Annotated in this window: 23 protein-coding genes and 1 riboswitch; of the genes, 9 read left to right on the top strand and 14 right to left on the bottom strand. The window is 67.5% G+C overall.

The window, feature by feature from the left end; all coding sequences use genetic code 11:
• Positions 1-22 precede the first annotated feature (22 nt).
• Positions 23-562 carry a hypothetical protein gene (locus BRO63_RS00925; protein ID WP_088138109.1) on the top strand — a complete coding sequence of 180 codons (540 nt, stop codon included), beginning with the start codon at positions 23-25 and terminating at the stop codon, positions 560-562.
• On the opposite strand, the gene BRO63_RS00920 is transcribed toward BRO63_RS00925, so the two are convergent.
• Positions 552-791, bottom strand: a complete 240-nt coding sequence (locus BRO63_RS00920; RefSeq protein ID WP_373557757.1) for a helix-turn-helix domain-containing protein — start codon at positions 789-791, stop codon at positions 552-554. The two genes, BRO63_RS00925 and BRO63_RS00920, sit on opposite strands and share 11 nt — an antisense overlap.
• Positions 792-978: 187 nt before the next feature.
• Here BRO63_RS00920 and BRO63_RS00915 point away from each other — a divergent pair, with 187 nt between their 5' ends.
• A complete protein-coding gene (locus tag BRO63_RS00915) occupies positions 979-1,875 on the top strand; it encodes an AEC family transporter (RefSeq protein WP_088138108.1) in 897 nt (298 codons plus the stop codon).
• A gap of 67 nt (positions 1,876-1,942) precedes the next feature.
• Here BRO63_RS00915 and BRO63_RS00910 read toward each other — a convergent pair whose 3' ends face one another.
• The 5 genes from BRO63_RS00910 to BRO63_RS00890 form a co-directional block, all read right to left on the bottom strand.
• Complete coding sequence (locus BRO63_RS00910) at positions 1,943-2,950, bottom strand: Ldh family oxidoreductase (RefSeq protein ID WP_088138107.1); 1,008 nt, start codon at positions 2,948-2,950, stop codon at positions 1,943-1,945.
• Positions 2,951-2,988: 38 nt separating this feature from the next.
• Entirely contained in the window at positions 2,989-3,924 is a 936-nt protein-coding gene (locus tag BRO63_RS00905; protein WP_088138106.1) for a hydroxyacid dehydrogenase, read from the bottom strand.
• A 20-nt stretch (positions 3,925-3,944) separates the two neighbouring features.
• Positions 3,945-4,955 carry a Bug family tripartite tricarboxylate transporter substrate binding protein gene (locus BRO63_RS00900; RefSeq protein ID WP_088138105.1) on the bottom strand — a complete coding sequence of 337 codons (1,011 nt, stop codon included), beginning with the start codon at positions 4,953-4,955 and terminating at the stop codon, positions 3,945-3,947.
• A 178-nt stretch (positions 4,956-5,133) separates the two neighbouring features.
• Entirely contained in the window at positions 5,134-6,309 is a 1,176-nt protein-coding gene (locus BRO63_RS00895; RefSeq protein ID WP_088138104.1) for a UxaA family hydrolase, read from the bottom strand.
• Positions 6,310-6,336: 27 nt separating this feature from the next.
• Complete coding sequence (locus tag BRO63_RS00890) at positions 6,337-6,618, bottom strand: UxaA family hydrolase (RefSeq protein WP_042795507.1); 282 nt, start codon at positions 6,616-6,618, stop codon at positions 6,337-6,339.
• A 187-nt stretch (positions 6,619-6,805) separates the two neighbouring features.
• On the opposite strand from BRO63_RS00890, the gene BRO63_RS00885 reads away from it, so the two are divergent.
• From BRO63_RS00885 to BRO63_RS00870, 4 genes are all read left to right on the top strand, one after another.
• Complete coding sequence (locus BRO63_RS00885; RefSeq protein WP_088138103.1) at positions 6,806-7,561, top strand: GntR family transcriptional regulator; 756 nt, start codon at positions 6,806-6,808, stop codon at positions 7,559-7,561.
• A gap of 86 nt (positions 7,562-7,647) precedes the next feature.
• Positions 7,648-7,729, top strand: a riboswitch (SAM riboswitch).
• Positions 7,719-8,978 (top strand): homoserine O-succinyltransferase MetX, encoded by a 1,260-nt coding sequence (gene metX, locus BRO63_RS00880; protein WP_179215008.1) that lies wholly within the window; start codon positions 7,719-7,721, stop codon positions 8,976-8,978. It overlaps the preceding riboswitch by 11 nt.
• Positions 8,975-9,589: a methionine biosynthesis protein MetW gene (metW, locus tag BRO63_RS00875; RefSeq protein ID WP_088138102.1), complete on the top strand. Its 615-nt coding sequence runs from the start codon at positions 8,975-8,977 to the stop codon at positions 9,587-9,589. The genes metX and metW overlap by 4 nt, the downstream gene beginning before the upstream one ends.
• A 104-nt stretch (positions 9,590-9,693) precedes the next feature.
• Positions 9,694-10,944: a muropeptide transporter gene (locus BRO63_RS00870; protein ID WP_088138101.1), complete on the top strand. Its 1,251-nt coding sequence runs from the start codon at positions 9,694-9,696 to the stop codon at positions 10,942-10,944.
• A gap of 85 nt (positions 10,945-11,029) precedes the next feature.
• Here the strand turns inward: BRO63_RS00870 and BRO63_RS00865 are convergent, their stop codons facing one another.
• Positions 11,030-11,899 carry a universal stress protein gene (locus BRO63_RS00865; RefSeq protein WP_088138100.1) on the bottom strand — a complete coding sequence of 290 codons (870 nt, stop codon included), beginning with the start codon at positions 11,897-11,899 and terminating at the stop codon, positions 11,030-11,032.
• 223 nt (positions 11,900-12,122) lie between these two features.
• Here BRO63_RS00865 and BRO63_RS00860 point away from each other — a divergent pair, with 223 nt between their 5' ends.
• On the top strand, positions 12,123-12,761 hold the full coding sequence (locus BRO63_RS00860) for a trimeric intracellular cation channel family protein (protein WP_088138099.1): 639 nt from the start codon (positions 12,123-12,125) through the stop codon (positions 12,759-12,761).
• A 109-nt stretch (positions 12,762-12,870) separates the two neighbouring features.
• Entirely contained in the window at positions 12,871-13,572 is a 702-nt protein-coding gene (locus BRO63_RS00855) for a GntR family transcriptional regulator (RefSeq protein ID WP_088138098.1), read from the top strand.
• Positions 13,573-13,599: 27 nt separating this feature from the next.
• Here the strand turns inward: BRO63_RS00855 and BRO63_RS00850 are convergent, their stop codons facing one another.
• The 4 genes from BRO63_RS00850 to BRO63_RS00835 are packed head-to-tail and all read right to left on the bottom strand — an operon-like array spanning position 13,600 to position 16,560.
• Positions 13,600-14,367: a LamB/YcsF family protein gene (locus BRO63_RS00850; RefSeq protein ID WP_088138097.1), complete on the bottom strand. Its 768-nt coding sequence runs from the start codon at positions 14,365-14,367 to the stop codon at positions 13,600-13,602.
• A 13-nt stretch (positions 14,368-14,380) separates the two neighbouring features.
• Complete coding sequence (locus tag BRO63_RS00845; RefSeq protein WP_088138096.1) at positions 14,381-15,376, bottom strand: 5-oxoprolinase subunit C family protein; 996 nt, start codon at positions 15,374-15,376, stop codon at positions 14,381-14,383.
• Positions 15,373-16,104, bottom strand: a complete 732-nt coding sequence (pxpB, locus tag BRO63_RS00840; protein ID WP_088138095.1) for a 5-oxoprolinase subunit PxpB — start codon at positions 16,102-16,104, stop codon at positions 15,373-15,375. The genes BRO63_RS00845 and pxpB overlap by 4 nt, the downstream gene beginning before the upstream one ends.
• A 24-nt stretch (positions 16,105-16,128) precedes the next feature.
• On the bottom strand, positions 16,129-16,560 hold the full coding sequence (locus BRO63_RS00835) for a VOC family protein (RefSeq protein ID WP_006386852.1): 432 nt from the start codon (positions 16,558-16,560) through the stop codon (positions 16,129-16,131).
• A 151-nt stretch (positions 16,561-16,711) separates the two neighbouring features.
• Here BRO63_RS00835 and BRO63_RS00830 point away from each other — a divergent pair, with 151 nt between their 5' ends.
• The gene (locus BRO63_RS00830; protein WP_179215012.1) at positions 16,712-17,602 is read left to right on the top strand and encodes a LysR substrate-binding domain-containing protein; all 891 of its coding nucleotides are present in this window, start codon (positions 16,712-16,714) and stop codon (positions 17,600-17,602) included.
• Here the strand turns inward: BRO63_RS00830 and BRO63_RS00825 are convergent.
• From BRO63_RS00825 to BRO63_RS00815, 3 genes are all read right to left on the bottom strand, one after another.
• Positions 17,599-18,741 (bottom strand): PepSY-associated TM helix domain-containing protein, encoded by a 1,143-nt coding sequence (locus BRO63_RS00825; RefSeq protein ID WP_088138093.1) that lies wholly within the window; start codon positions 18,739-18,741, stop codon positions 17,599-17,601. The genes BRO63_RS00830 and BRO63_RS00825 overlap by 4 nt on opposite strands.
• A complete protein-coding gene (locus BRO63_RS00820; RefSeq protein ID WP_088138092.1) occupies positions 18,741-21,185 on the bottom strand; it encodes a TonB-dependent receptor in 2,445 nt (814 codons plus the stop codon). Before BRO63_RS00820 ends, BRO63_RS00825 begins: the two co-directional genes overlap by 1 nt.
• A 190-nt stretch (positions 21,186-21,375) precedes the next feature.
• Positions 21,376-22,389: a FecR domain-containing protein gene (locus BRO63_RS00815; protein WP_088138091.1), complete on the bottom strand. Its 1,014-nt coding sequence runs from the start codon at positions 22,387-22,389 to the stop codon at positions 21,376-21,378.

Below are 22,389 nucleotides of genomic sequence, written 5' to 3'. Positions count from 1 at the left end.
AAACAGTCCAGGTCCACGGGTAATGACGATTTCATCGCTGTTTCGTTTCATGTTCAAGAAAGCCGGAGCGATTGCCGCACTGGCCCTGCTGATCACGGCCTGCTCGCCCAGTTACAACTGGCGCGAAGTGGACGTGGCCGACGGCCACGCGCGCGCGGCCTTTCCGGACCGGGTGACGACGGACACCCGCGACCTGAAGCTGGACACCCATACCTTGCGTTTTACCCTGGCCAGCGCCACCGTGGGCGAGGCGGTCTTCGCCGTCGGTTCGGCGCCCCTGCCCCCGGACATTGCGAAGGATCCCGCCGCCAAGCAGGCGCTGGGCATGGCGCTGATGCACTCGCTCTATGCCAACATGCAGTCGCCGCCGCCCAATGAATGGCCTGCCTACGGACAGGACATCGAGGTCCAGGGCAAGGCCATGGGCAAGCCGGGCTGGCTGCGGGCCAGGGTCTGGGTGACCGACACCATGCTGATCGAGGCCGTGGCGGCCGGCACCGTGGAAAGCCTGCCGGCAGAGCGGGCGCATGAGTTCCTGCGTTCCGTCGTCATCAAGCCGTGACGGGCTGGATCAGGCCCAGCCGCAGCGCCGTGACCACCGCGGCGCGCCGGCCGCGCACGCCGAGTTTCTCGCAGGCGTTGCACAGGTGGAAATTCACGGTGCTTTCGCTGACGCCCAGGATGCGGGCGGTTTCCCAGCTGGTCTTGCCCATGGCGGCCCAGTGCAGGCAACTGGCCTGGCGTTCCGACAAGGGTTTGATGGGCAGGGCGGGACTCGGCGCTGCATGCAGCGTGGATGTCTGGGCCGGGTTCGCGGCCGAATGCGGGGGCGTGGCGGAAAGTGCGGTGGCAGGCATGGCGGTTGGGGGCAAAAGCCCGGCGATTGACGAGTTGCCCCATGCTGCCGCCCGGGTAGGCCGTCCGGCAAGCGATGATGCCTTCGCGCATCGATCTTCTTATCTCTAACGGAATAAGCGCATGTCCGCCGTCGTGCAGTTCTATTTCTCATCGATCGTGCTGATGCTGCCTTTGCTCTTTTGCGCGGGCATAGGGGTGTATTGGGGCAAGCGGGACCTGCCGTTCGGCGGTTCCTTCATCACCATGCTGGTGACCTCGGTGACCACGCCTGCCCTGGTGTTCCACACCTTCGTCACGACCCGCCTGGACGACCGCGCGCTGGCCGACGTGGCGGTGGCGACCTTGCTGGCGCTGTTGCTGTGCGCATTGATATGCGCGCTGCTGCTCAAGGCATGGAAGCTGCCCGTGCGCACGCTGCTGCCCACCGCCTTCCTGCCCAACGCCGGCAACCTGGGGTTGCCGATTTCGCAGATGGCCTTCGGCGACGCTGGCCTGTCGGTGGCGGTCGCATTCTTCGCGGTCAGTTCCTTTGTCATGCACACCATCGCGGTGCGCCTGTTGCCGGGCGTGAACACCAAGGGCAGCTGGAAGAGTCCGATTTTGCTGGCTTCGCTGGTCGCCGTGGCCCTGCGCCTCATGCACGTACCGGTGCCCGAGTGGCTGATCGAGACCTCGCGCATGCTGGGCGCGGTGACCGTGCCGCTGATGCTGCTGAGTCTGGGCCATGCGCTGGCCCTGATTCCGTCCAACGGCTTGCGCGACGGCGCCAAGGTCGCCGCCATCCGCCTGGCCGTGGGCCTGGGGGCGGGGCTCGCGGTCGTGTGGGCGCTGGATCTGGAGCCGGTGCTGGCCGGGGCGCTGAGCCTGCAGATGGCCATGCCCTGCGCGGTGGTGAGCTACATGTACGTCAAGCGTTACACGACGCAAGGGGATACCGCGGCGGGCGCGGTGCTGGTGTCGACGGTGGCGTTCCTGCTGCTGGCGCCGGTGATGCTGTGGTTCAGCCGCGGGGTTTGATATCGGGACAATTGTCGCGACGCTGTCGCGACAATCGAGTGTCCCCGCGAGCGCTGCGGAAAACGATCTACGCCGCGCCCGACATCGCGCGCAATTGCGTCATCAACGCGTCCGGAATCGCCACGCCATGCTTGAGCGCTTCGTCGCGCAGCTTGCGGCGGCGGTCGCCCGGCAGGCGCACGCCTTCGTCTTCCAGCATGGCGTCGACCAGGACTTCGACGCGGTCCAGATAGGTGTTGTTGCCTGCCAGGGCGCCGGGGTCGATCGCCATGAAGGCCTGGCCCAGACGCGCCGGGCCGCCTTCGTCGACGAAGAAGGATTCGGTCTCGAAACCGAAGTGCGAGCCGGTCAGCGCGCAAGCCAGCAGTTCGACGATCAGCGCCAGCATCGCGCCCTTGACGCCGCCCGCGGGCAGCATGCTGCCCGCCAGGCCGGCCTTGGGATCGGTGGTGGGCTGGCCGTCGGCGTCCAGCGCCCAGCCCAACGGGATGGGCTGGTTGTCGCGGGCCGCGATCATCAGCTTGCCGCGCGCGACCTGCGACAGCGACAGGTCGATCACCAGCCGGGCGCCGCCGCGCCGCGGAAAGACGGCGGCGATGGGGTTGGTGCCGAAGAGCGGCCGCTTGCCGCCCCAGGCAGGCATGGCGGCGGGCGAGTTGCTCAGTGCCAGTCCCACCAGCCCCAGGTCGGCCAGGGCTTCGAGGTGGTAGCCGGCTTCGCCGAAGTGATGGCTGTTGGCGACGCCGATGAAGGCCACGCCGTGTTCGCGGGCGCGCAGGCCGGCCTGCTCGATCGCCATGGCGCACGCGGGAAAGGCCAGGCCGGAGCCGGCGTCGATCAGCGCCGCGCCGCCGCGCTCATGCACGATGCGCGGCACCGCCGTACCGATGGCGCGGCCGGCGCGCAGGTGCCCGGCATAGAAAGGCACGCGCGACAGGCCGTGGGAGCTGAGCCCCTGGCTTTCGGCGAAGACCAGCGCGCGCGCGGTGCTGTCGGCCATGGCGGGGTTGGCGCCGGCGGCGGCCAGGCCCGCCGCCGCCAGGTGTTGCAGTTCGTCCAGATAGATGTGAGCCATATCCTTCTCTTCAAGGGCGCGCGCCGGGCCGTGTGGCTTCATCGGTCGCCGCCGGTAAGCGCCATTGTCACCCCGGCGGCCACCATGTCGGAAACGCGGGTGTTGGCTTCCTGCGTCAGTCCGGCGATGTGCGGCGTCAGGATCAGGTTGGGCGCGCCGGCCAGCGGACTGCCGGCGGGCAGGGGTTCCTGCTCGAACACATCGAGCGCCGCGCCGCGCAGATAGCCGGTACGCAGCGCATCCGCCAGTGCGGCTTCGTCCACGATGCCGCCGCGCGAGGTGTTGATCAGCACGGCGCCCCGCCGCATGCGCGCGATGCGGCCGGCATCCACCAGCCGCCGCGTGCCAGGCGTGAGCGGCAGGTGCAGGGTGACGGCATCGGCCTGGGCCAGCAGTTCGTCCAGCGGCAGGGCGGTGACGCCGGTTTCGCGCCAGGCGGGATGATTCGGCGGTAGCGCCGCGTCGCAGCCGGCCACGCGCATTCCCAGTCCTTGCGCCAGGCTGGCGGTCAGCCGGCCTATGCCGCCGAAGCCCACGATGCCCAGCAGGCGGTCGTGGGCCTCCAGCCCCTGCGAGAGCGCGTTGCGCGGCCATGCGCCCGCCGCGACCTCGGCCGTCGACCCATAGGCGCCGCGCAGCAGCAGCAGCATGGCGCCCACGACGTACTCGGCGACGGCGCGCGCATTGGCGCCGGTGGCCGGTATCACCGCGATGTTGCGCGCGGCGCAACCGTCCAGGTCGATGTTGTCCAGCCCTACGCCCAGGCGGCCCACGGCCCGCAGCCGCGGGGCCGCCTGCAGCAGGGCGGCGTCCACCTTGCTGCGGTTACGCACGATGAGGGCGTCGGCATCGGCCGCCGCGGCCAGCAGGGCGTCGCGCTGTTCCACCAGTTCAGGCTCGTACCGCACCTTGAACCGCTGGCGCAGCGCGTCGACCGCGGGCGCGTCCATGAACTCGGAAATGAGGATATGCATCGATTGGGACTCCAAGGTGCTCAGGCGATCTGGATGTTGGCGTCGCGGATGATCTTGGCCCAGCGGTCCACCTCGGATTTCAGGTAGGCGCCGAACTCCGCCGGGCCGCGCGGCTGCGGCGCAAAGCCCAGCTGCAGCAGCGCCTGTTTCATGGCGGGCTGCGAGACCTGCCGGACGATGGCGTCGCCGATGCGCTGCACCAGCTCGGGCGGCGTGCCCGCGGGTGCCAGCACGCCGGTGAAATTCTCGACGATCAGGTCTGGCAGGCCGGCTTCCTTCACGGTGGGCACGTCGGGCAGGTCAGCGCTGCGTTCGCGCGTAGTGATGGCCAGCGCCCGCAACGAGCCATTTTTCACGTGCGAGAGCGATTCCGGATAATTGGAGAACACCACGTCCAGGTGGCCGCCTATCAGGTCGGTGAGGGACGGCGCGCCGCCCTTGTAGGGGATGTGCATCATCGGCACGCCGGTGAGCTTCTGGTACAGCGCCAGGGTCAGGTGTGGCGGCGTGCCGTTGCCGCTGGACCCGGCAGAAAGCGACTTCGAGCGGGCCGCCTTCGCCAGGTCGGCCATGCTCTTGATGTCGCTCTTGGCGTTGACCACCACCATGATGGGCGAGGACGCCAGGCCCGCCAGCGGCGTGAGGTCGCGCGTCAGGTCGTAGCCCGCCTTGCCGGCAAAGAGCGTGGCGTTGGCCGCGTGCGACAGCGTGATCGCGAGCCACGTGTAGCCGTCCGGGGCGGCGTGGGAAACGTGCGCGGCGCCGATGTTGGCGCTGCCGCCGGGCTTGTTTTCCACCACCACGTTCCAGCGCTCGGCGTCGCTGAGCGCCTTGCCTACCTGGCGAGCGGCCACGTCGGTCAGGCCGCCGGGCGGAAACGGCACCACGTAGTTGATCGGCCGTTCGGGCCAGGCTTTCTGCGCCAGCGCGCGCTGCCATGGCGCCAGGGCACAGAGGCCGGCCGCGCCCAGGGCGCCGAGCAGGCGCCGGCGTTGCGCGGCGTCGGGGTGGTGATCGTGTTCGCTGTTCATCTGTCTTCCTCCTTGGGGGATGCCCGGGTAGGAATGCAACCGCCTGTGCTGCCGTGGCGGGTGTCGCCCGGGTCTGCTGGTGTGGTTCTGAGACGATGCTGCGGGGGATGCTGGCGGCAGGACGGCGCGTCCGCAATCCTGCTTGCGGACGCGCCGTTGCCAGGGACGACAGGCGCGATTAAGCGCTTTCGAAGATGCGCGTCAGGACGAATTCGCGGTGGCCCAGCGCTTCGGCCGCGGTCCAGCGGCCGTTGGCGGTGGCCAGCATGCATTCCAGCAGCTTGTCGCCGGCCTGGTTCAGGTCGATATCACGCTGCAGCAGGCCGCTGGTGTCCACGTCGATGTGTTCGGACATGGTGCGCACCGTGCGCGGATTGGCGCAGATCTTGATGACCGGCAGGATCGGGTTGCCGATGACGTTGCCCTGGCCGGTGGGGAAGAAGTGCACCGCGTAACCGGAGGCCGCGCACAGCGTCACCATTTCGGCCGCGGCCGAGGACGAGTCCATGAACCACAGGCCGGGACCGTCGGGGATCTCGGCCTTGTCGATCACGCCGTCCACGCGGCATTGCTTGCCGATCTTCTGGATATTGCCCAGCGCTTTTTCCTCGATGGTGGTCAGCCCGCCGGCGATGTTGCCCTTGGTGGGCTGGGATTCCGACAGGTCGCTGGTCTTCCAGCGGTCGATCATGGCCTGGTAGCGGTCGAACATGAACATGAAGCGTTCGCGCACCGCGTCGTTGGCGCAGCGCTCGGCCACGATGTGCTCGCCGCCGGTCAGCTCCGAGGTTTCGCCAAAGACCAGCGTGGAGCCCAGCGCGTACAGCTTGTCGAACGCGTTGCCCACGGTGGGGTTGGCGCCACAGCCGGAGGTGGTGTCGGATTCGCCGCACTTGGTCGATACCCACAGATCCGCGATGGGGCACTCGCTGCGCGTGAGCGCCGTGGCGTAGTGCACGAATTCCTTGGCACAGCGCGAGGCGCGCATGATGGTGTCGTGGTCGCCATGCAGTTCGATGCTGAAGCCCATGACGGGCTTGCCGGTGGCGGCGATGCCGTCCACCACGCGCTTGGTCCAGCCTTCCTCGATGCCGATCACCACCACTGCGGCGACGTTGGGATTGCAGCCGGTGCCGATCAGGGTGCGGAAGTGCAGCTCCAGGTCCTCGCCGAATTGCAGTCGGCCATAGGGATGGGGCAGGGCCATCGTGCCCTTGATGTTGTTGGCCACGGCTTCGGCCGCGGCATTGGATATATCGTCCACCGGCAGGACGATGACGTGGTTGCGGACGCCGACGCGGCCGTTGTCGCGGCGGTAGCCCTGGAAAGTGGTCGAGGCGTTGATGATGGACATGGCGGATTCCTGTGCGGGTTGAAGGGCTTACCAGCGCTTGGTCTTGATGTTGTGCACATGGGCGTGCTGCCCGGCCTTGATGGGCTCCACCACGCGGCCGATGTCGACGCCGTACTTGAAGACGGTGTCGCCCACGGCCATGTCCTTCATCGCCACTTTGTGGCCGATGGGTATGTCCTGCGATGCGCGCACGTGGATGATCTTGTCTTCATCCATGATCCAGGCGTTCAGTTCAGTTCCGGCGGTGACTCCTTCCACCACGGCGACCGCCACCGTGTCCTTGGCATCGTGCAATACGGCGTGAATCATTTGTCTTCCTCTCTTGGGCTTTGGGGGCGCCCGGCGGATGCGGCGGCGGGGCGCGGATCACTACGGCCAGGAAATCTTAGGACCGGGTTTCGCGCATGTCAACTAAATCATATATATGAATTGTATGACTTGAGCAGGTTCCGTCCCCGCCGCTACACTGTGGGTTCCTGATTTTCGCGATGCACCCATGAACACCAGCCTGTCCACGACCGTGCCTTTGGGCAGCCCCCTGTACGCGCAGGTCAAGCAGGCCGTGCTGGCCGCGCTGGCGCAGGGCGAATGGAAGCAGGGCGAGGCGATTCCGCCGGAGAAGCTGCTGGCGGAACGCTTCGGCGTATCCATCGGCACCCTGCGCAAGGCCATCGACGAGCTGGCCGCGGAAAACATCCTGGTGCGCCATCAGGGCCGCGGCACCTATGTGGCCGTGCATACGCGCAACCACCATTTCTTCAAGTTCTTCCGCATCGTGCGCCAGGACGGCGACAAGTCCTATCCCATGACCGAGCTGCTGCGTTTTCGGCGCGTGCGGGCCTCGGCCATCGCGCGCGAGAAGCTGAATCTGGAGGCCGGCGCCATGGTGATCGAGTTCCTCAATGTGCTGTCGCTCAATGGCGACGTGGTGATGATGGACGAGATCTGCCTGCCGGAATCGTGCTTCCCGGGCATGACCGAGGCGCACCTGCGCGACCGCGCCAGCACGCTGTACGCGCTGTACCAGGACGTTTTCGGCGTGAACGTGATCGCCACCGACGAGCGGCTGCGCACTTGCGTGGCCGAGCGCGTGCAGGCGCGGGCGCTGGGCGTGGCCGAAGGCAGCCCCTTGCTGGAGATCCGCCGCGTGGCGTTTTCCTACAAGCGGCAGGCGGTGGAATGGCGCATATCGCGCGTCAACACGGAGCGCTACGAGTACCTGGGTCAGGAACCCTGGGAGGCCGGCGCCTGAAGCCCGCCGCATGCCGCCGACGGGGCGGGCAGGCCGCCCGCCGTTGCGGCGCGCTTCAGCAGTGCTAGAATTCCTGCTGCAGTACAAAATTTTTCGGCGCCGATTTGCCTGATCCGCTTGCGGGCGCCTTCCAATAAATCCAGCTAAAGAGGTCCGTATGACCACTCCTGCCCAGAATTTGGCCGGTGATTCGGCCAGCGGGTTCGTACCCGCAACCGTCACGACTTCCGATGCCGTTGATCCCGGTTCGGTCGGCCTCGTCGCTCCCACCTTCATCCGTTTCGATGAGCCGCTGCCTTTGCAGAGCGGCCAGTCGCTGGCCGCCTACGAGCTGGCCGTCGAGACCTACGGCACGCTCAACGCCCAGCGCAGCAACGCGGTCCTGATCTGCCATGCGCTGAACGCCTCGCACCACGTGGCCGGCCAGGCGGCGGACAACCCCAGCGACGTGGGCTGGTGGGACAACATGGTGGGCCCCGGCAAAGCGGTGGACACCAACATCTTCTTCGTCATCGGGGTCAACAACCTGGGCTCCTGCTTCGGCTCGACGGGCCCGGCCAGCATCAATCCGCAAACCGGCAAGCCCTGGGGCGCCGCCTTTCCGGTGCTGACCGTCGAGGACTGGGTGCGGGCGCAGGCCAGGGTCGCGGACCACTTCGGCATCGAGCGCTTCGCCGCGGTGATGGGCGGATCGCTGGGCGGCATGCAGGCTCTCAGCTGGGCCATCACGCTGCCGGACCGCGTGGCCAATTGCGTGGTCATCGCCAGCACGCCGCGCCTGTCGGCGCAGAACATCGGCTTTAACGAAGTGGCGCGCCGCGCCATCATCACCGATCCGGATTTCCACGGCGGCGACTATTACGCGCAGGACACCGTGCCGCGCCGCGGCCTGTCGGTGGCGCGCATGCTCGGCCACATCACCTACCTGTCCGATGACGACATGGCCGAGAAGTTCGGCCGCGCCCAGCGCGCGCCGGCCGAGAACGGCGCCTACCACTACGGCTATGACGTCGAGTTCGAGGTGGAGTCGTACCTGCGCTACCAGGGCGAGAAATTCACCCGCTATTTCGACGCCAATACCTATCTGTTGATCACGCGCGCGCTGGACTACTTCGATCCCGCGCGCACCACCGGCGGCGACCTGGCCCGCGCGCTGGCGCCGGCCAAGGCCGATTTCCTGCTGGTGTCGTTCTCGACCGACTGGCGCTTCCCGCCGGAACGCTCGCGCGAAATCGTGCGCGCGCTGCTGAAGAACGCCAGCCCGGTGACCTACGCCGAGATCGACGCGCCGCATGGCCACGACGCCTTCCTGCTGGAAGACGCTCGCTACCATGCCGTGGTTCGCGGCTATTACGAACGCATCGCGCGCGAGCTCGGGCTCGGCGATGCCGCCCAGACCGAAGGACGTTCCGCATGACTCCCGTGACTCCCCGACCCGCGCACAACGTCCTGCGGCCCGACCTGGCGCGCATCGCCAGCTGGATCGAGCCCGGCAGCCGCGTCCTGGACCTGGGCTGCGGCGATGGCGCGCTGCTGGCGCATCTGCGCGACCACCGGCAGGTGCGCGGCGCGGGCGTGGAACTGGACGACAACTGCGTCATCGCCTGCGTGCGGCGCGGCGTCGAAGTGATCCAGCAGAACCTGGAAGACGGGTTGGCGCTGTTCGACGACAAGCAGTTCGATACCGTGGTGCTGTCGCAGACCCTGCAATCCATGCACCGCACCGAGCATATCCTGCGCGAAATGGCGCGGGTGGCGCGCTTTGGCGTGGTGTCGTTTCCCAACTTCGGCTATTGGCCGCATGGCTGGGCCATCCTGCGCGGCCGCATGCCGGTCACGGGCCAGATGCCCTACCAGTGGTACAACACGCCGAACATCCACCTGTGCACGCTGCGCGACTTCGAGCAACTGGCGGGCGAGGTGCGCCTCAGCATCCTCGAACGCGCCACCTTCAACGAAGGGCGCGAGGTCAAGCTGCTGCCCAGCTGGCGCAGCACCCTGGCGGTGTACCGTTTCGCGTCTCCCTGACATTCCGACACGCCTGCCGCCTGCGGCGCGGGCGCATAGGCCCTAAAATGCCGCAAGCCTGCAGCCGCCAGCGGCGCGCCGGCGCGTTGTTTTAGGAGACCGTCATTACCGCTGCATCCAACGTCTACACCAGCCCCCGCGTGGCCCCCTTGCTGGTCCTGGGCTTTGCCAGCGGACTGCCGTTGGCCCTGACCAGCGGCACCTTGCAGGCCTGGGCCACGGTGGAAAACGTGCCGCTGCAGCAGATCGGTTTCCTGACCCTGGTGGGCAGCGCCTACACCCTCAAGTTCCTGTGGGCCCCGCTGGTGGACCGCTATGCGCCGCCCTTGCTGGGGCGGCGGCGCGGCTGGATGCTGCTGACGCAGTTGCTGCTGGCCGTGGCCATCATGGCAATGGGGGCGCTGTCGCCTTCGTCCGCCTTGCAGACCCTGGCCCTGCTGGCCGTGCTGGTGGCGTTTCTGTCGGCCACGCAGGACATCGCCTTCGACGCCTATTGCACGGACGTGCTGCGCAAGGACGAGCGCGGCGCGGGCGCGGCCATCAAGGTCATGGGCTACCGGCTGGCCATGATCGTGTCGGGCGGGCTGGCGCTGATCCTGGCGGACCAGTGGATAGGCTGGGGCAGCACCTATGTGCTGATGGGCGGGCTGATGCTGCTGTGTGCGCTGGCCACGTTCTGGGCGCCCGAGCCCGAGCACGTCGCCCGCCCGCCGCGCACGCTGCGCGAGGCCGTGGGCGAGCCGCTGCGCGAGTTCTTCACGCGGCGCGGGGCGCTGGCCGTGCTGCTGCTGATCGTGCTGTACAAGCTGGGCGACGCGTTCGCGGGCGCCCTGTCCACCACCTTCCTGATCCGCGGCGCGGGCTTCACGCCGACGGAAGTGGGCACGGTGAACAAGGTGCTGGGACTGGCCGCCACCATCATCGGCGCGCTGGCCGGCGGATCGCTCATGTCGCGCTGGGGCCTGTACCGCTCGCTGATGGCGTTCGGGCTGCTGCAGGCCGTGTCGAACCTGGCGTACTGGCTGATCGCCATCAGCCCCAAGAACCTCTGGCTGATGGCCGCGGGCGTGGGCATCGAGAACCTGTGCGGCGGGCTGGGCACGGCGTCCTTCGTCGGCCTGTTGATGGCCCTGTGCCGCCAGCGCTTTTCCGCGACCCAGTTCGCGCTGCTGTCGGCGCTGTCGGCCGTGGGCCGCACCTATCTGGCCGGTCCGCTCACGCCGCCGCTGGTGCAAGCCATGGGCTGGCCTGGCTTCTTCCTGCTGACCGTGGTGATTGCGCTGCCCGGCCTGGTGCTGCTGCACCTACTGCGCGGCACGATAGAAACCATGGAGAAGCAGGGCGAACAAGCCTAGGGCCGAATCCGGCGCCAGCCAGGCGGCTCGGAGAGCACCGCAAAAAAAACGGCGCCGAGGCGCCGTTTTTCATTGCCGGATGGGCTTATTCGTCGCCAAGCAGCCTGACGATCAGCACGTCGCTGGGCAGGGACTCCAGCAGCCGTTCGGCCACGCTGCCGATGGCGGTGCGCAGGATGCCGGTGCGGCCGTGGGTGCCGGTCACGACCAGGTCGGAGCGGTGGTTGAACGAGTATTCCGACAGCACGGTTTCCGGTTGGCCGCTTTCCAGCACCACCGTGGGGGCGGCGACCTGGGCCAGTTCGGGGGTTTCGGCGATGAACTCGCGGGCGCTCTGCTCGGCAGCCTTGTAGAAGCTGCGGGTAATGGCGTCGTCCGGCACGTTCTTGCCCTGGAAGGGGACGTCATAGGAGTGGAACAGCGTCAGGGCTGCGTTCGGCACCAGTTGCAGCGCGGCACGCAGCGCCTGGCGCGAGCCGGCGGAGAAGTCGGTGGCGACCAGCACGTCGCGGTACGGACGGCGCGGACGGGTCTTGACCACCAGCACCGGCTGGCGTGCCTGGCGCGCCAGCTTTTCGACCGTGGTGCCCAGCAGCAGGCGGCCCAGTGTTTCATCGCGCGCGGTGCCGGTGACGATCAGCGAGCAGCCATAGCTGTCGGCGGTTTCCATGATGCGGACCAGCGGATCGCCGCTGACCACGACCACTTCGGTGGGCACGTCGGCGGCGGCCAGGTCGTCGGCCAGCTCGCGCTCGGCCAGGGCCTTGTGGTCCGTCGACAGGCGCCGCCACACGGGCGTGGTCAGGCGGGCCGGCGTGGCATGGGACTCCATGACATGCAGGACGATGAGCTTGGTGCCGAGTTCCTTGGCCAGTTGCAGCGCGCGGTCCAGGGCGCGGTCGCCGCGCGCGCTCAGGTCGGTGGCGAGCAGGATGGGGCCAGTTTGCTGTGTCATACGTTCTCTCCCGGTTGTGGCTGGACCGCCGACTCCCGCATGCGTGCGTTCCAGCCGTTCCGCCCTCGCGGGCCTTATCCCCATTGTCCCGCGGCTGCGCGGAGGGGGACTTGATAGATATCAACGCAAAGTCGAGCGTAAGGGATGGCGGGCGCGCAGGCAATGGCCGCCCGCCGCGCCGCCGGCTTAATACAATGGGGCCAGTCCAACTTCCTGCCTGCCCATGTTTCCGGATCTGTCTCCCGCCTTGCTGCACACGTTGTATCTCGTCGCCATCGTGGCGGAAGCGATGACTGCGGCGCTTTCGGCCGGCAGGCGCGACATGGACTGGATGGGCGTCTGCATCATTGCCTGCGTGACGGCGCTGGGCGGCGGCTCGCTGCGCGACGTGCTGCTGGGGCATTACCCCCTGACCTGGGTGGTCCATCCCGAGTATCTCTGGATGACCGCGGGCGCCGCGATCGTCACCGCCCTGATCGCGCCGGTCATGCGGCGCCTGCGCAGCGTGTTCCTGCTGGCCGATGCGCTGGGCCTGGTGGCGTTCACGGTCATCGGCTGCCAGGTGGCGCAGCTGATGCAGTTGCCTATCACGGTGGTGCTGATCAGCGGCATGATCACCGGCTGCGCCGGCGGGGTCTTGCGCGACGTGCTGTGCAACGAGGTGCCGCTGCTGTTCCGCAAGGAACTCTATGCCAGCGTGTCCTTCGTGACCGGCGGACTGTACCTGGGCTCGCAGGCTCTGGGCTTGTCCGCCAACGCCGCGGTGCCGATCGCGCTGGCCGCGGGCCTGGCGGTGCGCCTGTTGGCCCTGCGCTTCAATTGGCAGATGCCGAAGTTCGTGTACCGGGACGACTGGGACTGAGGCGGGGCGGCAGGACGCCCTGCAACAATTTTCTTATTTGTGTTTCAAGAGATTTCTAGTATCTTCACGAAGTCTCATACCATGCATTGCGCAGTACAAGGGGAGCCGATTGGACGTCAAAGCGCCCGCCACGATTCCGTATTTCCTGCAGGAACAGATTCGTGAATTGATCGTGGACGGCTCCATCCGGCCGGGCCAGCCCCTGCGCGAACAAGAACTGGAGCAGCGTTTCGGCACCAGCCGCAGCCCGATCCGCGAAGCGCTGCGCCTGCTGGAGCTGAGCGGCCTGGTCACCCATATTCAGCGCAAGGGCTTCAGGGTCACGCTCTACACCGAGGCGCAGATCCGCCATCTTTACCAGTTGCGCGCTGAACTCGAGGCCTATTGCATCCGCCAGGCGGCAGAGGCGGCCGATCAGGCGCCGCTGCTGGCCGAACTGCGCGTCCATGATGCCGCCATCGGGGCCGCGCTGGCCTCGGGCGATGGACGCGCCGCCATTGCCTCGGCCTGCGCGTTCTACCTGGCCGCGGCCCGCAGCACGGGTAATACCCCGCTTGCCGACATGCTCAGCAAGCTTTACGAGCAGATCGAACCGCTGCGCTACCTGCTGGCCAGGCAGGCGCTGCCGTTCAGCGGCATCCAGGCCTGCACCAGCGGCGTCATCGAGGCCTTGGCCGGCCGCGATGTCGAGCGCGCGGCCAATCTGACGCGCAGCTATCTGGCGGATGTGCTGCCCAGCGTGGTGGAAGCGTATCGCTACGCCTCGCTGCAGGACGGGGAAGAACCGGTGCAGCGTTACGGCCGCGCCTAAGCCGGCCGCGCCTAAAGCCGGCCGCGCCTAAGCCCTCGGGGGCGTGCGGACTTCGATGCCCGCCTGTTCCAGCGCCTTGCGGATGCCGTCGGCGAAAATCAGCGCGTTGGGCTGGTCGCCATGGATGCAGAGCGTGTCCGCCTGCACCGGCACGTCCTTGCCGTCGACCGAGCGGACCTTGCCTTCGCGCACCATGCGCACCACCTGCGCCACCGCCTGATCCAGGTCTTCGATCATTGCGCCCGCGCGGTTGCGCGGCGTGAGCGAGCCGTCGTCCTGGTAGGAGCGGTCGGCAAAGACTTCGTTGGCGGCGGCCAGGCCGATGGCGCGGGCCGCGTCGATCAGCTTGCTGCCCGCCAGCCCGTACAGGATCAGCGAGGCGTCCACGTCCTTGACGGCCTGGCAGATCGCGCGCGCCAGTCCTTCGTCTTTGGCGGCCATGTTGTAGAGCGCGCCGTGCGCCTTCACGTGGTGCAGCCGCGCGCCTTGGGAGGCGGCCACGCCGGCCAGCGCGCCGATCTGGTAGACCACGATGTCGTAGGCTTCGTCGGGACTGATCTGGATGACGCGGCGTCCGAACCCGGCCAGGTCCTGCAGGCTGGGGTGCGCGCCCAGCGCCACGCCGCGCGCCAGCGCGGCCGCCACGGTCTTGCGCATGGTGGCCGGGTCGCCGCCATGGAAGCCACAGGCGATATTGGCGGAGCTGACGAACTGCAGCACCGCCGCGTCGTTGCCCATGGTCCAGGCGCCATAGCTTTCGCCCATGTCACAGTTCATGTCGATGCGGGTGGTCATGGCAAATTCCTTTCTAGGCCAGGAGCGCGCGCAACGGCGCCAGCGCGTCCTGCAATTGCGTGAAGGCGCGTTCGCGTTCGCCGTCCAGACGTTGCGCTTCTGCCAGTTCGATCAGCTGGAAGCGCAGCGTCTGGCCTGGCGCGCACTGCGCCAGGACGGGCAGGTCCACCGTGGCGATCTGCGCGATCTTGGGGTAGCCGCCGGTGGTCTGCCGGTCGGCCATGAGGATGATGGCCTCGCCGCCCGAGGGCACCTGCACCGTGCCGAAGCTGGCGGCTTCCGACAACATCTGGCGCGGCTGGCTCATGGACAGCGTCGGGCCCAGCAAGCGGTAGCCCATGCGGTCGGACTGCGGGCTGATGCGGAATTCGGCGTCGCCGCAGAAGGCCTGGCGGGTGGTTTCGGAGAATTCTTCCCAGTGCCTGCCGGGCAGGAAACGGATGAATTCGCGGCGCTTGGCGCCCAGCGCCGCCGGCAGGTAGACGCGCTGGTTCCACAACGCTTCCTGCAAGGCGTCCAGGTCGCGGCCGGCGGCCAGAGGCGCATGCAGCGGCACCTGGTCGCCCTTGGCCAGCGCGCGCCCCTGGAAGCCGCCGAAGCCGCTGCGCAGGTAAGTGCTTTCGCTGCCCATGACGCGCGGCAACGCGAAACCGCCGTGCACCGCGAGATAGCCGCGCACGCCCACGGCCGGCCTGGCGCCGAAGGCCAGGGTGTCGCCGGCCCGCGCCACCAGGGGGCGGTGGACCGGGATGTCCTGGCCGTTGAGCGTGGCGCCCAGGTCGGCGCCGGCCAGCGCGAAACAGGCCGCCGCGTCGAAGCGCAGGGTCGGGCCCGTCAGGGTCATTTCCAGCGTGGCGTGTTCGTCCTGGTTGCCGGCCAGCGCGTTGGCCAGCCGGTGCGCGCGCTCGTCCATGGCGCCGGCGGCCGGGATGCCCTGGTGCTGGTAGCCCTCGCGGCCGCGGTCCTGGAAGCTGGACAGCATGCCGGGCTTGATCACGGCGACGCTCATGCCTGGGTTCCCCTGATGCGGTCGAATTCCTCGGGCCCGATGGGCACGAAGCGGACCGAGTCGCCGGGTTGCAGCAGGGCGGCGGGGTCGCGGGCCGGGTCGAACATGGTGAGCGGCGTGGCGCCGATGATGTTCCAGCCGCCCGGCAGGCGGTTCGGGTAGATCACGGTCTGCCGGTTGGCCACCGCCACGGCGCCGGACGGCACCGCGGTGCGCGGCGAGGCGCGGCGGGGGATATTCAGTTTCTCGTCGTGCACGCCTAGATAGGCATGCCCGGGCGCGAAGCCCAGCATGAAGACCATGCTGCGGGGCTGGCTGTGCAGTGCGATGACGCCTTCGGGCGTGAGGCCGGCGGCCTCGGCCACCTCGGCCAGGTCGGGACCGTGTTCGCCGCCGTAGCAGACCGGGATGTCGATCTCGCGTCCGCCCAGAGCGTCCGCGGCGATGCCTTCGGACAGCAGTTGGCCGATGCGTTCGGCCAGTTGCGGGTAAGTGGGGCCGCCGCTGGCGCCGGGACGGTAGTGCACCGCCACCGCGACGAACGACGGCACCACGTCGGTCACGCCGGGAAGCCGCGCATCGCGCAGCTTGCCGGCCGCGGCCAGACAGGTTCTGCCCACGCCCGCGTCGATCTGGTCGCCAAAGGAAACGATCAGGCAGCGGTCACCCTGGGGCAGGATGCGCCACGAGGTTTCGGCCGGAGAAGGAGGTTCTGAATTTGCGTTCAACGACACGAAACCTGTAGAGACGGATTACTTGGCGAACAGGGAATCCAGGTTCTTGAACGCCTTGAATTCCAGCGCGTTGCCCGACGGATCCAGGAAGAACATGGTGGCTTGTTCGCCGACTTCACCCTTGAAGCGGATGTAGGGCTCGATGACGAATTCGGTGCCGGCGTCGGTCAGACGCTTCGCCATCGCTTCCCATTGTTCCATGGAAAGCACGGCGCCGAAATGGCGCACCGGCACATTGTGCGAGTCCACGGCGCTGGTGGCCTTGTGGCCGCATTCGCTGGGCGCCAGGTGGGCGACGATCTGGTGGCCGTAGAAGTTGAAGTCGATCCATTCGGGCGAGCTGCGGCCCTCCGGACAGCCTAGTTTTTCGCCATAGAAGGCGCGGGCTTCGGCCAGGTCGCGGACCGGGAAGGCGAGGTGGAACGGCGGCAGGTTGGTTTGAGCGGTCATGGAAGGCTCCGGGTCAGGCAAAGGAAAAATGATCGAACAGATTGCGGGCCATCGCAAGACTGCGCAGGCTTGGCATCAGTGCCTAGTTTAAGTATTGTTTTTTTGATTGAAAAACGATATTTTTCTTTTCTTAGCATCGAAATTATTGATCGTGATCAAAGAGTTCAAGACCTTTCTGGCGGTGGCGAGGGACGGCACCTTCACTGGCGCCGGCGCTCAATTGGGGCTGACCCAGTCGGCCGTCAGCGCCCAGATCAAGCGCCTGGAGGAATACCTGGGCGTGGCGCTGTTCGACCGCAGCGCCCGCGCGGCCGTGCTGAACATCCATGGGCGCGAAATGCTGCCGCAGGCGGAGGAACTGGTGGCGATGGCTGAGCGCATGGCGGCCACGGCCGGCGCGGGGCATGTCAGTGGATCGCTGCGCATCGGCGCGATCGCCTCGGTGCAGCAGGATCTGTTGGTGCAGGCGCTGGGAGAGTTCCGGGCGGGCTATCCCGACGTGCGTGTGCGGATCGTGCCTGGCGTGTCGCTGTCGCTATTGGGTCAGGTGGATGCGGGCGAGGTGGACATGGCGTTGCTGATCCGGCCGCCGTTCGCCTTGCCGCCGGAATTAGGCTGGCAGCCGCTGCTGCGCGAGGAAATGGTGCTGGCGATGCCAGAATCGATGGCGCCGGCGCCTTGGCGCGAGCTGTTGGCCACGCAGCCGTTCATCCGCTACGACCGGGCCTCGTTCGGCGGACGGGGAGTGGATCTGTTTCTGAAAAAGCAACGCATCAGGGTGCACGAGGCGGTGGAACTCGACGAGATCGAGGCCATCGCCAACATGGTGCGGCATGGTCTGGGGGTGGCGCTGCTGCCGCGCTTGTTGGGGCTGGATCTGGACGGCTTGCGCCTGGTGTCCCTGGATGAGGCCGCCTTCTACCGCGAGATCGGCATCATCGGGCGGCTGCCGTTCGACGCGGCAAGCGTGAGGGGCAAGATGGCAGAATGCCTGGTCCGCGCGGCGCCATCCGCCGATGGCTCGCATCGTCTGCTTCGCTAGTTCTTGCGCTTGCGCCACAGGTAGAGGCCGCTGCCCAGGACCACTATCGTGATCAGGTCCAACGCGGCCCAGATCAACTTCAGCGGCAGGCCGGCGGTGTCGCCATAGTGCAGCGGCCGCGAAAATTGCAGTACGCGCAGGTACCAGGGCATTTCGAGTACCGCGGTCAAGCGGCCCGTCCGCGCGTCCACCAGGACACCGTCGAAGAGCTCGGCGGCCAGCGGCGTTTCACCCTTGGCCCACAGCAGGTAGTGGTGGGGCAGGCCCAGGCCCGCGTCCGGGAAGCGCAGGGACTCCACCACACGGCCAGGGACGGCAGCCCGCGCGGTGGCGTAAGCCTGTTGCGTCGAGGCCAGTTGCGACGGGTCGGCGGTCGGATGGCCGTCGGCCGTCGCCACCGCGGCCTGGACGTCGTGGGACAGCCAGTATCGGAAGAGTGGCACGGCCAGTTCGTGGATGGCGCCAGTGACGCCCATCATCAGCGCCCAGACCAAGGTGACGATTCCCAGGAGGTTGTGCAGGTCCAGCCACTTCAAGCGCTTGGCGCGCGTGGCGCGGACGGTGCCAAACGGGGTTTTCTTCATGTAGGGGTGATAGAGGACGGCGCCGGATATCACCGCCACCGCGAAGAGCAGGGCCATGAATCCCAAAAATAGCTGGCCGGGAAGGAGCGCGTAGAGATCAATGTGCAAGCGCGTCATGATGGTCATGGCGCGCGTGCCCAGGCCTTCGTTGGCGCTATCCAGCGACTGCTGCAGCAAGCCGTTGCGAGCGTCGTAGTGCAGCTGGATCGAGGATGTTCCGGACGGAGCCTGGTCGCCAGGGGCCAGCGCCAGGATGACGCGGGGCGAGCGGGCGGCCACTTCGACCTCGACGATGCGATGCGCCGGATGATGGTGGAGAGCCTGCGCGATCAGGCCGTCGAGAGCGGGCGCGGACGGGTCTGGCGCGACGCTGGGCCAGGGCGGCGGAGCGTCCAGCCACTCCACGATTTCGTCGTGGAAGATCAAGGGCAGGCCGGAGACGCAGACCACCAGCATGAAGAGGGTACAGGCCAGGCTGGTCCATTTGTGGACTAGATACCAGGTCTTGCTGCGCACCGCCCGCGCGGGCGATGCGCTCCCTGCAAGCAGCCGCATCAGAACTCCGCGGTGACGGACAGCAGCAGCGTGCGTGGCGCGGCTACCGTCAGGCCTTCACGCGCGGCCGACAGCCAGTAGTGCTTGTTGAACACGTTCTCCACCGTCGCCCGCAAGGTGACCGGCGTACGGTTGATATTCATCGCGTAGCGCGCGCCCACGTCGAAGCGGGTCCAGGCGGGCAGCTGCTGTGTGTTCGCCGCATCGACATACTGGGTGCTGGTGCGCAGCACGCGCGCCATCAGGGTCAGGCCTTGCGCGAAAGGCGTATCCCATTCCGCCGAGGCGTTGAACTGCCAGCGCGGCACGGCAGGCGCGACGTGGCCGTCGTTGACGCCGCCTTCCGTCTTGGTCAGGACGCCAGCGGTGTAGGCCACGCCGCCCAAGAGCCGGACGTGGCGTGCCGGCTCGCCCTGAATCAGGAATTCCACGCCGCGATTGCGCTGCCTGCCGGATGCCTGGTAGCGCAAGGTAACCGGGTCCAGGTAAGCGCTGGGCTGCTCGATCTGGAACGCGCTCAAGGTGGTTGCGACGGTGCCGAAGTCGTACTTGGCGCCGACTTCATATTGCTTTGAGACGCCGGGCTTGAAGGTCTCGCCTGCGTTCACGGCCTCGGCCGGCGCCGTGCCGCCCTGGCTCAGGCCCTCGATGTAGTTGCCGTACAGCGCCAGTTGCGTGGTCGGCCTCACCGTCAGCGCGAACGCCGGGGTGAGTGCGGATTTGCCGTAGTCCGATACGCGCTCGCCGGTCGCGGGGTTGTAGTTCACCGATTGCACGCGTTGCTGGCGCAAGCCGCCGGTCAGCTGCACCGCGCCGTCCATCGCCGAAAGCGTGTCGGCCAGTGCAACGCTGTACAACCGTGTCTCGCTGGTCTTGCCCAGATCGTTGGGCTTGGGGATGTTCGGCTTGGCCAGATCCGCCGGGTCGTACAGGTCGGAGAAAACCGTGGTGGTGGAGCGCACCCGCGCCGACGAGTAATCGATATCGAGGAAGCTGGCCGACAGCACCGGTTCATGCTTGATCGGGCCGGTATTGAAGCGGCCGCGGATGCCGACCTCGCCGGTCTTGCTCAGCAGCCTTTCGTTCAGGCGGGCGGGTACGGAGCCTATCATGCCGGCCGAGTCGAGCATCAGCCAGGTGGTCTGCAGGCTTTCGAAGTCGTGCTTGCGCGCGCCCAAGGCGCCGTACACCGTCCAGTCGTCGGACAGGTCGTACTCGGCGCGCACGTCGCCGGTCCACTCCTTGGCTTTCCAGTAGGTCCAGTCGGGGAAGAAATTGCGCTTCGGGTCCGGTGCATGGCCGATGTCCTCGCCCGAGGGGGGCGGGAATAGCAGGCCGCTGCGCGCGTCGGTCACGCGGTTCTGGTAGTTGATGTCGCCTTCGATGCGGAAGCGGTTGCCGCGGTAGTCCAGGCCGAGAGAGAGCGCGCCCATGTCCTCGCCAGCGCCGGCGATGTTCATGTCGCCGCCGCTGCGCAGCATGTTCAGGCGCACGCCGGTGCGCTGGTCCTCGCCGAAACGGCGGGCGATGTCCGCCTGCAGGCCGAATTGGCTGTTCTCGAGATAGGACAGCGTCACGCGGTTCAGGGGCTCGGCGTCGGCGCGCTTGGGCACCAGGTTGATCGAGCCGCCCACCGAGCCGTACGGCGCCATGCCGTTGAGCAGCGCGTTCGGACCGCGCAGCACCTCGACGCGCTCGATTCCTATGAGGGACGTGGAGTTGCGGGGAGAAATGCCATAGAGGCCGTTATAGGCGACGTCATAGTTGAACAGCGTGAAGCCCCGGACATTGAATTCGTCTCGGCCCGCGCCGCGCGAGTAGGTATTGCGCACCGAGGGATCGTTGAGCAGTACGTCGCCGATGTTCTGTGCCTGTTGGTCTTCGATCAGCTTGGACGTGTATGAGGTCACGCTGAAGGGCGTATCGAGAAAATCCCTGTCGCCGAGCAGGCCGATCTTGGCGCCGCGCGCGACCTCGCCGCCCGGGTATGGCTCGTTGTACGCCGCAGTGGCGGAGCCGGTCACCAACACGGCGGGCAGTGTGGTTTCGGCGGATACGGGTGCTGGCCGTAGCGAGTAGCCGCCGTCAGCTTGGCGCACGGCTTCCAGGCCGGTGCCGTTGAGCAGCAGCCGGAATGCGCCATCGACCGTATGGGTGCCGCGTACCCCGGGACTGGTCTTGCCCGCAGTCATGGCTGCGGGCACGCTGAGAAGAATATTGGCCTGATCGGCGTAGCGGCTCAATGCGCCCGCCAGAGGGCCAGGGGGGACGTCGTAGGCGCGGACCGAGGTGCTTGCGGCGGCGGGTCCGGCGGCTTGCGCGTGGACCGTGCTGGCGCCTGCCACCAGGATCGCTCCCAGCAAGGCCTTGCGCGCCACGGCGGCAGGGCGCAGCAACCGGGAAGTGGACGATACGGGGTGGGCAGGTGGCGGCAGGCGGCGCATGGAACGGCTTTCCTTGGAATGGAGTTGGGCAAGGAGAGGTCCACCGCTTACGGACATGGGCGTCAGCCGGCCGTCACTGACCGGTATTGCCGCAGGGGTGTGGCAAAGGCCGGCGGGGTCCTCTTTCCTTGTTGATCGAACGAACACGAGAAAAGCGAACCGCGCTGTGAAAATTTTCCGGGGGGCGTGCTCACCGGGGCGCTAGCGTTACCCACCAGGGCAGCGTGCGCTGGATGCGTATTGGCAGGTCCCGCGCGACCATGGCCAGGGTGCGCTCCAAATCATTGGCCGGATAGCGGCCGACCACGCGCAGGCCGGCGATGCGGGGATCGACGCCGACATGCCCGAGGTGATAGCGGCCCAGTTCCGCGATGAGATCGGCGAGCGACAGGTTCTCCGCCAGGATCACGCCGCGCGACCAGGCTTCGCGCGCGGGATCGGCCGGAGCCGCCGCGGAAATATCGTCCGCGGTGTAGCGCCTTTGCTCTCCGGCCCGGACGAGCGCATTGCGGCTGGCCAGATTCTGGATGCCCACCTGTCCGTCATAGACCGCCAACAGGACATCGTCGTCCGTCTGCCTCACCGTGAAACGGGTGCCCAATGCCTGTACGCGGCCAAAGCGGGTATCGACGAAGAACGGCCGTCGCTGCGTATCGTGGCCGGTTTCGACAAGGATTTCGCCGTCGGCCAGCGTCAACAGACGGTGATCCTGGTTGAAATCGACATTGATCGCGCTGCGGGTATTGAGCCAGACGCGGGTGTCGTCGGCCAGGACGATGTTGCGTTGTTCGCCGACCCCGGTGGCATAGTCAGAGCGCCAAGCGGCCACGATGGCAGGCAAAGGCGTGCGCCGCCAGGCGAGCCAAGCCAGGATCCCCACGCCGCCCAGCGCCAGGACGTGGCCAACGGCCCGGCGGCGCGAGGGCGTACGGCGGGAGGCGACCTGTACTGCTTTCTCCGCGGCTTCGCGCTCGCCGTCGTTGCGCAGCGGCGCAAAGCGCCGGCTGACCGCCATGACATGCGCCCAGGCGCGGTGGTGTTCCGGCCGCGCATCCAGCCAGGATTGCCAGGCGGCGTGCTGCCGGGAGCCGGCTTCGGCATCCTGCAAAACCGCATACCACTCGGCCGCCGCTTTCAGGCTTTCATAATCTGCTTGTGCGGGGAGGGGGCCGTCCGCGAGGACCGGCCGGGGCGGCGCAGGCAT

It is taken from the genome of Achromobacter xylosoxidans (assembly GCF_002192695.1).
GTDB lineage: Bacteria > Pseudomonadota > Gammaproteobacteria > Burkholderiales > Burkholderiaceae_B > Achromobacter > Achromobacter xylosoxidans_C.
The sequence above is the reverse complement of the archived record's forward strand: the minus strand, read 5'-3'. Positions and strand labels throughout refer to the sequence as shown.

Bases quoted from the DNA above. Each gene is read 5' to 3' on its own strand.
- BRO63_RS00925 (WP_088138109.1), top strand. From the start codon at position 23: ATGACGATTTCATCGCTGTTTCGTTTCATGTTCAAGAAAGCCGGAGCG.
- BRO63_RS00915 (WP_088138108.1), top strand. From the start codon at position 979: ATGTCCGCCGTCGTGCAGTTCTATTTCTCATCGATCGTGCTGATGCTG.
- BRO63_RS00910 (WP_088138107.1), bottom strand. From the start codon at position 2,950: ATGGCTCACATCTATCTGGACGAACTGCAACACCTGGCGGCGGCGGGC.
- BRO63_RS00905 (WP_088138106.1), bottom strand. From the start codon at position 3,924: ATGCATATCCTCATTTCCGAGTTCATGGACGCGCCCGCGGTCGACGCG.
- BRO63_RS00900 (WP_088138105.1), bottom strand. From the start codon at position 4,955: ATGAACAGCGAACACGATCACCACCCCGACGCCGCGCAACGCCGGCGC.
- BRO63_RS00895 (WP_088138104.1), bottom strand. From the start codon at position 6,309: ATGTCCATCATCAACGCCTCGACCACTTTCCAGGGCTACCGCCGCGAC.
- BRO63_RS00890 (WP_042795507.1), bottom strand. From the start codon at position 6,618: ATGATTCACGCCGTATTGCACGATGCCAAGGACACGGTGGCGGTCGCC.
- BRO63_RS00885 (WP_088138103.1), top strand. From the start codon at position 6,806: ATGAACACCAGCCTGTCCACGACCGTGCCTTTGGGCAGCCCCCTGTAC.
- metX (WP_179215008.1), top strand. From the start codon at position 7,719: ATGACCACTCCTGCCCAGAATTTGGCCGGTGATTCGGCCAGCGGGTTC.
- metW (WP_088138102.1), top strand. From the start codon at position 8,975: ATGACTCCCGTGACTCCCCGACCCGCGCACAACGTCCTGCGGCCCGAC.
- BRO63_RS00865 (WP_088138100.1), bottom strand. From the start codon at position 11,899: ATGACACAGCAAACTGGCCCCATCCTGCTCGCCACCGACCTGAGCGCG.
- BRO63_RS00860 (WP_088138099.1), top strand. From the start codon at position 12,123: ATGTTTCCGGATCTGTCTCCCGCCTTGCTGCACACGTTGTATCTCGTC.
- BRO63_RS00850 (WP_088138097.1), bottom strand. From the start codon at position 14,367: ATGACCACCCGCATCGACATGAACTGTGACATGGGCGAAAGCTATGGC.
- BRO63_RS00845 (WP_088138096.1), bottom strand. From the start codon at position 15,376: ATGAGCGTCGCCGTGATCAAGCCCGGCATGCTGTCCAGCTTCCAGGAC.
- BRO63_RS00835 (WP_006386852.1), bottom strand. From the start codon at position 16,560: ATGACCGCTCAAACCAACCTGCCGCCGTTCCACCTCGCCTTCCCGGTC.
- BRO63_RS00825 (WP_088138093.1), bottom strand. From the start codon at position 18,741: ATGCGGCTGCTTGCAGGGAGCGCATCGCCCGCGCGGGCGGTGCGCAGC.
- BRO63_RS00820 (WP_088138092.1), bottom strand. From the start codon at position 21,185: ATGCGCCGCCTGCCGCCACCTGCCCACCCCGTATCGTCCACTTCCCGG.
- BRO63_RS00815 (WP_088138091.1), bottom strand. From the start codon at position 22,389: ATGCCTGCGCCGCCCCGGCCGGTCCTCGCGGACGGCCCCCTCCCCGCA.